Here is a 7933-nt window from a genome sequence, read left to right on the forward strand (position 1 = left end):
GTGAGCATCCCCCTGTTGCCGGTGGACTACTACCCGCAGGTGGCGCCGCCGGCAGTGACGGTGACCGCTGTTTACCCCGGGGCCGATGCCGAGACGGTGGAGACGGCGGTGACGAATGTGCTGGAGCAGGAGATCAACGGCGTCGAGGGCATCCGGTACATCTCCTCGGTCAGCAGCAGCAACGGCACCAGCCAGATCACCGTCACCTTCAGCCCGGATCGGGATCTGGACACAGCAGCTGTGGATGTGCAGAACCGGGTGGCACGCGTGCAGGCGCGGCTGCCGGCAGAAGTGATTCAAAACGGCCTCAGCGTGGAAAAGGCGGGCGATAGCGCTTTTGTGCAGGTGGTGGCGCTGCGCTCAGAGGCGGGGGAATACGACGAGCTGTTTGTGAGCAACTACGCCGAGCTGTTCGTGCGGGATGCCCTGCGGCGCATCCGTGGCGTTAGCGATGTCATCGTCTTTGGGGAGCGCACCTATGCCATGCGCATCTGGCTGGATCCGACGCGGCTGGCCGGCTACGGGCTGACGGCGCTGGATGTGGTGAACGCGGTGCGCCAGCAGAATATCCAGGTGCCTGCCGGCCAAATCGGCAGCCAGCCCAGCCTGCCGGATCAGGAGTTTCAGATCAGCGTCCAGGCCACGGGTCGGCTTTCCCAGCCGGAGGAGTTTGCCCAAATTGTCCTCAAAGCCAGCCCAAATGCCGGCTTGGTGCGCATTGCCGACGTGGGCCGGGTGGAGCTGGGAGCCCGAAGTTACGATACGTTCTTCCGCATCGGCGGCCAGGAGGCGGTGGGGATCGCCATCACCAAGCAGCCGGATGCCAACGCCCTCGAGGTGTCGCGGCAGGTGCGGCAGACGTTGGCCGAGCTGGCGAAAAATTTCCCGCCCGGCTTGATCTACGAGATCGCCTTCGACGCCACGCTGTTCATCACCGAGTCGGTACAAGAGGTGATCTTCACCCTGCTCCAGGCTATCGTCCTGGTGGTGCTGGTGCTGTTTATCTTTTTGCAAGATTGGCGCATCACCCTTATCCCTACCGTCACGATCCCGGTGGCGCTGCTGGGGACGTTCGCCTTTGTGCGCCTATTCGGCTTTTCCATCAACACCCTGACCATGTTTGGCCTCACTTTGGCCACCGGTTTGGTGGTGGACGACACCATCGTGGTGGTGGAGAACATCTCCCGCTACATCCGCGACCGCGGCATGCGGCCTCTGCAGGGGGCCTCGGCGGGGATGAACGAGGTGCTGGGGGCGGTGATTGCCACGACGCTGGTGCTGCTGGGCTTGTTTGTGCCGATCGCGTTCTTTCCCGGCACCAGTGGCCGCATCTACCAGCAGTTTGCCGTCACCATTGCCGTATCGGTTTCCCTGTCTACGTTTAATGCCATTACCCTGGCTCCGGCGTTGTCGGCGCTGCTGATCCGCCCACGTTCTGAGCAGATGTTTTGGCTGTTGCGCTGGTTTGACCGGGCGGTGGAAGGGATCCGCGCCGCCTATCGCCGGCTGCTGGAGCTGGTGGTGAAGCTGCGGCTGGTGGTGGTGGCGGGGTTTGTCGCCTGTCTGGGCCTCACCTATTGGCTGTTCCAGATCGTGCCAACGGGGTTTGTGCCGGATGAGGATCAGGGCTTTTTCATCACCATTGTGCAGGGGCCGCCGGGGGTTTCGCTCAACTACACCGACCGGGTCATCCGGCAGGCCAGCGCCATTTTGGACGGGATCCCGGAAATCGAAAACCAGGTGATCGTGGGGGGGTTCAGCTTTACTGGGCCCTCGCCGGGGAACGGGTTGATCTTCGCCACCCTCAAGCCCTGGGACAAGCGGCGGCGACCGGAACAATCGGCGCAGGCGATTGTCAACCGGCTGTTCGGGCCCTTTTTGGGCGGGATCAGCCGCTCGTTGGTGATCCCGATTTTGCCGCCAGCCATTCCCGATCTGGGAAACACGGGCGGGTTTACCTTCCAACTCCAGGATCGGGGGGTGAACGATTTCAACCTGCTGCAGCAGACGGCCAACGCCTTTTTCTTTGTGGGCAACTCGCCGCCCCCGCCGGGCCAGCCCCCCCTGGGCGTGCGGATTAATCCGCCCACCTTCAACGCCAACTCCCCCCGGTTGCAGGTCAAGGTGGATCGGGACATAGCGCAGGTGCTGGGGATCCCGCTGGCCGAGGTCTTCGGCACGCTACAGACGCTGCTGGGAGGCACCTATGTCAACGACTTTGACCTGTTCAACCGCAACTACCGGGTCTACGTCCAGGCGGACCAGGCTTTCCGGAGCAGCCCTGAACGTATTGGCCAGTTCTACGTGCGCGGTGGGCAGGGGCAGCTCTTGCCCTTGAGCACGTTGGTTCAGGTGGAGGAGACCACCGGCCCGGCGCTCATCAATCATTTCAACCTCTTCCGCTCGGCGGAGATCCAGGGCAGCCCGCTGCCGGGCTTCAGCTCGGGCCAGGCCATTCGGGCTATGGAAAGTCTGGCTGCCCGCTTGCTGCCCCAGGGGTTTGGCTTCGAGTGGTCGGGCCTGTCCTTAGAAGAGATCGAGTCGGGGGGGCAGGCGCCGCTGATCTTTGCTTTGGGGTCGGTGTTCGTCTTCCTGGTGCTGGCGGCCCAATTTGAGAGCTATGTGGATCCCTTGATCATTCTGCTGGCGGTGCCGCTGGCGGTTTTGGGGGCGCTCTCGGCCCAACTGCTGCGGGGCCTGGCCAACGACATCTTTTGCCAAGTGGGGCTGGTGATGTTGATCGGTCTGGCCAGCAAGAACTCGATCTTGATCGTGGAGTTTGCCAACCAACTGGTTGCCCAAGGGATCCCACTGGCCAAGGCCGCGATCCAGGCGGCGGAGACGCGTTTCCGCGCCATCCTCATGACGGCTTTGAGCACGATCCTGGGCATTTTCCCGCTGGCGGTGGCCAGTGGCGCCGGGGCTGCCAGCCGCCAATCTCTGGGCACGGCTGTTATCGGCGGTATGTTCGTCTCAACCCTACTCAGCCTGCTGGTGGTGCCGGTGCTGTATGTCGTCCTCAAAGGGATCCAAGCCCGGCTGTTGGGGGGAGCGACTGTGGATCTGGCGCATCTGCCGCCGCCAGAGGATCCCAAAGGTCTGCTGCCGGAAGAATCGACTTGACTGCAGGGCTAGACCTATGCTTGTGGATTCCAGCTTCTTCCAGGGACACAGAGGGATAGCGCAGAACCTTGGGGCTCTTGCCCCTTTTCTCAGCCGAGGGCCTCATCTCGGAGCAGCTCGGCGCCGCTAGATACTCTCTCCCAGAACTGGGCCAAGTGTTGCAGGCCCACGAACCCCAACTGCCAGAGGATCAAAGCCAGGGGGCCGTGCTGCTGCCGCTGGATCTTCAGGGCCAAGGCCAGTTGTTTGGGCTTGAGGAGCTGTTGCTGCTCGGCAAAGCGGCAGAACTGCCGATCCCATTGGCTGAGGGCTTGTAAATCCGGCACAGTCGGTTCCATAGGTCTGGCTTGGGTGCAACTAGACGCTGGATCCCTAGAAGGGATCCCCTCCTGTGGATCTCTTCTTCAGAGTACGTGTCTCACCACCTCCTCCCAAGGCGGGTCAAGGCAGAGAGCACTGAGCTTTGCCGCAGAGCTGGGTCGTGGGGGGTGGGCTGGGCAACCTAGCTCCAGGGATCGTCATCGAAGGGGCTGTCCGACCAGTAACCGCCCGACTGGGGTGGAGGAGACTGTTGGGGTGGTGGGTAGCCGATGGGAGTGGAGGGCGGCGGGGTAGGGATGGGAGTCGGCTTTTCCATATCCTCAAGCCGCGGCAGGTCAGTGGGTTTGGGCTCAACACCGAGGCTCCTCAGCTTGGCCTGAGCTTCCTGTATCTGGGCGTTCAGCTCTTCCAAGTAGGCCCGGTAGTGGTTGGCGGCTTCTAAGTATTGCTTGGCTTTGCGCTCGTTATCCTTGATGACGGCTTCCAGCTCTTTGTTGCGAACGGTGTAATCGGCCTCTTGGTTGGTGAGGTTTTCGATAGCCTGGTTGAGGACGGCCCGCCGGCGCTCCAGTTGGGCTACAATCTCTGACAATTGCCGTTCCCGCTCGCTAAGGCTGCGCTCGCGGTTTTGCGTTTGCTCCAGTTGAAAAGCAGCCTGGCTCAGTTGTTCACGCAGGTACATCACCTGGGGCTCAATCTCGTTGCGCTCCTGCTGCAACTCGAAGACCCGTGCTTCTAAGTTGTCTTTTTCTTGCTGCAGCACTTCCCGCTCATTCAAGAGACGGGTATGGAGCTGGTTGAGGAAGTCTACCTCCATCACCACCTGGCTGAGCTGGGTGGCATATTCTCCAAGCTGAGCCAACTCCCGCGCGAGGTTTTGGGTTTCGCTGGTGGCTTGCTCGGTGAAAAACGGGGAAAGCTGGGTGGTTTCTCTGAGGCGTTGGGTGAACTGTTTCAAGCGGGAGGAAAGGTTGCTCGCCATTGCCGGTGCGGTAGCCTCGAAGGTCGGGAGAACGCCGATGGTCAGACAACAGTCTGGATTCCATCCACTCTAACATCGAGCTGCAGTTTCTTTGGGGTGGAAATCCGTCCCAGCAACCTGTCTAGGTAAAGTCAGGGGTTGTTTCCGGTGTGGCAGCCTCCCGTCCTTCAGATTCAGTATCTGAGCTGGCAGCTTCAGATACTTCTGTTACTTTACAGTCAAGTCTCTGATTTTCATCCTTTTGTCCTTGGGGTGGGACTGCGGATCCCAGAGCGGCAACCCAGCGTAACAGCCGTTGCAGCAGCGGGATGTGGCGATCGCCAACAACGGAGAAGCGGCTTTCGATCTCCTCAGCAGGGATGGGATCGATTTGGGCCAGCTCCAGCTCGCTGAGGAGGAGTACCCGCACGGCTGCAATGGGGATCTGGAAAAACAGGTTGGCCCCCCAAAACCCGAAGGCGGCTATGGCCAGGCCGGCCAGGCGGGTGCCGCCACCGGGGGTGAGGGAGGCAAAGAGGGGGGCAAAGTCGTAGAGGCGCTCAAAGACTTCTAGCAGCAGGAGTGCCGCCAATACCGTCAAGATCTTGTGTTCGGGGCTGAGGAAGGCAGCTAAAATACGCCGTTGGCCGGGGGTGAGCTCTTCGGGAGGAATGGCGGCCACCCACAGGCTGAAGATGTCGAACGGTTTGCGCCACTGCATGGCAAATACTGGCCCAATGCCCGCCACAGCCACTGCCGCCTGCTCTACTCCCACCGGCAGAAGGGGATCCCCCGTGGCCAACCCAATGACGGTTAGCCCAAGCCACACGGGAAAGAGGAGGATCCCAGCGGCACAGATCCAGAGGAATGGTTCCTGCCAATGGCTGCGCATGGAAAACCAAGCTAGCGACGGGATTTGTCCACCACTTCCAGTTCCGTGAGGCGGAAGGTTACCAATTTATCCCAGTTGCCGCCCTCAAAGAGGACAGCAGCGTGGTCGTCGGTAACCCGCTGCACCTGTCCTTCAAAGAGGTAGTAAGTATCGTTGGGATTGATGACCCGCACAGCCACCCCGGGGTAGATCGGGGGGAGTTCCTGGAGAAGGGATGAAGCTGAAGTCATAGCTGCTGTTTACAATTGCTCACTGCTAGGGGAGCCCTGTCCTATCATTATGAGGGAAAGCCTCTCTTTTGCCGAGTCCCCCCTCGGCGGAGCTAACCCCCGGCCAATGCTCAGACCATGCCTACCGACTCCGCCTTCTCTTCATCCCAGACTTGGCATGTGCTAGTGATCGACGACGAGCAGGGACGGCGGGCCGTGGCCCTCAGTGCCGCCACTTATTCTATCGGCAGGGATCCCAGCAACGCTATTGTCATCCATTCGGCAGCTGTTTCCCGGCAACATGCGCTGCTCTTGCGGCTACCGCACAAGGACGGCCAGTACACCTACCGGCTGCTGGACGGCAATCTTGAGGGCAAGCGCAGCACCAACGGCATCTCAGTGAACGGGCAGAGATGTCTGAGCTGGGATCTCAAGGACGGAGATCAGATCCTGTTGGGGGATCAGGTGCGGCTGCAATACTATGTTCGCCGCTCCTGCGATGCCGATTTTCAGCAGTGTCTCCAGGCTGTGGGCTTCCGCAGCGTTAAGGCAGAGGTGGTGGATCGACGCTCGACCACAATACAGCGGTTCGACCCGCCGTCAGTGCAAGCGATGGCGCCACAAGCAGAGACGACGGACAGGATCCGAGATGGGAAACCACGTCGGCGCAACCCTCTGCGGCTGCTGGTACAGGCCATCTGGCGGCAACTGAGGGGTTGATTAACCCTCAGGAATACCCACCCGTCCTGAGTCTGGGGGAGCGAGCTCTGGAGCACTGGCAGCGTCTTTGCGGCCTTGCTCCGTGGCCTCCGCCTGTAGCTCCAAGAGAGAGGGAGGGGCGTCGTCTGGGCCGGACGTATTGGCTTCTATTGCTTCCCCGCCCACCAGCACCCCCCGCAGCCAGAGGGGGGCGATGAAGGTGGTGGCAATCACCATGACGATGATGCTGACGTCGAGAGCCTCGGAGAGAACGCCGCTGGCCGCTCCCACGCCGGCAAACACCAGACCCACTTCGCCGCGGGGAATCATGCCCACGCCGACAGCGTAACGACTGATGCCCGGCTTGCCAAACGCCCCCAGCCCAGCGGCCAGCTTGCCGAAAATGGCAACGCTAACCAAGAAGACGGCAATGATCAACCCCTCCCGGTTGGCAGGGATGGCGGGGTTAAGGACGGCGAGGTTGGTTTTGGCCCCGACACAGACGAAGAAGATGGGCACCAGCAGGTCGGAAACGGGTTTGATCTGTTCTTCTAGCTCTTGACGCTTGTCGGTTTCCCCCAGAATCAGGCCGGCGGCAAAAGCGCCCAAAATCGCCTCCAGGTGGATCACCTGTCCCACGTAGGCCAACAAGAAAGCCAACACCAGAGCGGGCAAAAGGGGGTTGCCGCGGGCTTTCAGGTGGTTGAGAAGGGCCACAAAGTAGGGGCTGAGGAGTCGCCCCAAGACGATAGAGCCGACCAGAAAGACGACAGCGCTGAGGATGATGAGGCTCACATCGGCGACGTCAACCTCTCCGGTTTTGGCCAAGCTGGCCACCACGGCCAAGATGATGATGCCCAACACGTCGTCCAGGACAGCGGCGCCGATGATCACCTGGCCTTCGGGGGAGGTGAGTTTTTGCAGCTCGGCCAAGACGCGGGCGGTGATGCCAATGCTGGTTGCCGTCAGAGCCGCCCCGGCGAAGATGGCAGGGATGGCGGGCACGTGAAAGAGGTAGAGCAGGCCCAGGGTTCCCGCCGCAAAGGGGACAGCAACCCCAATAACGGCCACAGCCGCTGCCTGCGGGCCAACCCGCAACAGTTCCCCCAGATCCGACTCGAGGCCAATTTCAAATAGGAGGATAACTACCCCGATCTCCGAGAGGACGTTGATGATCTCAGTCTGGGAGGCAAACACCGGCACAAGGGATCCCTCGTCGAGGCCGGCAGTCACTTGCAGCAGTTGCATCAAGGCGGAGGAGTGGGCCAAGTTGTGCAACGTCTCTGGGGAGACCGGCCCTTCTGGAAAGACCAGCAGCCCCAGGGCAGAACTTCCCACCAAGACACCCCCCAGCAACTCTCCCAGCACCGGGGGGAAGCTGAGGCGAACGGCAATTTCTCCGGCGATGCGGCTGGCCAAGTAGATAACCACCAACGCCAGCAGCACCGCCACCAAGATCAGGGGAGAGAGGTTGTCTCCCACTGGCGGCTCAACGGAAGCAGCGGCTTCGACAGCCAGCAACACAGGATCTAGGCAATTCAACAGCAAGATCTCACCCTCAGATGGACAGTTTTTCGTCTAAGCCGGCCTAACCAGAGCGGCAGAAAAGCTTGGGTTGCCATCTCTGGGGTCGCTCCGCCGGAAGACTGTTACAAAACCTAACCTCCCGCGCAATCCCCTGGCAACGCCCATGTGAGCACTCTTTCCCTTTGCCTATAGTCCAGATAA

At 61.0% G+C, this 7933-nt stretch carries 7 protein-coding genes; 2 read left to right on the forward strand and 5 right to left on the reverse strand.

Translation table 11 applies throughout. The features are described from left to right. Positions 1-3123: efflux RND transporter permease subunit (locus NW852_RS03240; protein ID WP_414365854.1), on the forward strand; the 3123-nt coding region annotated here is incomplete at its 5' end. Positions 3124-3212: 89 nt separating this feature from the next. Here NW852_RS03240 and NW852_RS03245 read toward each other — a convergent pair. The 4 genes from NW852_RS03245 to NW852_RS03260 form a co-directional block, all read right to left on the reverse strand. After that, positions 3213-3461, reverse strand: a complete 249-nt coding sequence (locus NW852_RS03245) for a DUF2949 domain-containing protein (RefSeq protein ID WP_414372633.1) — start codon at positions 3459-3461, stop codon at positions 3213-3215. A gap of 164 nt (positions 3462-3625) precedes the next feature. Then, complete coding sequence (locus tag NW852_RS03250) at positions 3626-4426, reverse strand: hypothetical protein (protein WP_414365856.1); 801 nt, start codon at positions 4424-4426, stop codon at positions 3626-3628. Positions 4427-4547: 121 nt separating this feature from the next. Continuing rightward, complete coding sequence (locus NW852_RS03255; protein WP_414377599.1) at positions 4548-5297, reverse strand: low-complexity tail membrane protein; 750 nt, start codon at positions 5295-5297, stop codon at positions 4548-4550. Positions 5298-5308: 11 nt separating this feature from the next. Further along, positions 5309-5527, reverse strand: coding sequence for an NAD(P)H dehydrogenase subunit NdhS (locus NW852_RS03260; protein ID WP_414365858.1), 219 nt, complete (start codon positions 5525-5527; stop codon positions 5309-5311). Between the two features lie 117 nt (positions 5528-5644). On the opposite strand from NW852_RS03260, the gene NW852_RS03265 reads away from it, so the two are divergent. Next, positions 5645-6226, forward strand: coding sequence for an FHA domain-containing protein (locus tag NW852_RS03265; protein ID WP_414365859.1), 582 nt, complete (start codon positions 5645-5647; stop codon positions 6224-6226). Here NW852_RS03265 and NW852_RS03270 read toward each other — a convergent pair whose 3' ends face one another. Then, the gene (locus NW852_RS03270) at positions 6227-7729 is read right to left on the reverse strand and encodes a cation:proton antiporter (protein WP_414365860.1); all 1503 of its coding nucleotides are present in this window, start codon (positions 7727-7729) and stop codon (positions 6227-6229) included. Between the last annotated feature and the right edge of the window lie 204 nt (positions 7730-7933).

Source organism: Synechococcus sp. H60.1 (genome assembly GCF_047462335.1).
Taxonomy (GTDB): Bacteria; Cyanobacteriota; Cyanobacteriia; order Thermostichales; family Thermostichaceae; genus Thermostichus.

What these genes read in the sequence shown, in the direction of transcription:
- NW852_RS03260 (WP_414365858.1), bottom strand. Translation starts at nt 5,527, where the DNA reads ATGACTTCAGCTTCATCCCTTCTCCAGGAACTCCCCCCGATCTACCCC.
- NW852_RS03250 (WP_414365856.1), bottom strand. Translation starts at nt 4,426, where the DNA reads ATGGCGAGCAACCTTTCCTCCCGCTTGAAACAGTTCACCCAACGCCTC.
- NW852_RS03255 (WP_414377599.1), bottom strand. Translation starts at nt 5,297, where the DNA reads ATGCGCAGCCATTGGCAGGAACCATTCCTCTGGATCTGTGCCGCTGGG.
- NW852_RS03265 (WP_414365859.1), top strand. Translation starts at nt 5,645, where the DNA reads ATGCCTACCGACTCCGCCTTCTCTTCATCCCAGACTTGGCATGTGCTA.
- NW852_RS03245 (WP_414372633.1), bottom strand. Translation starts at nt 3,461, where the DNA reads ATGGAACCGACTGTGCCGGATTTACAAGCCCTCAGCCAATGGGATCGG.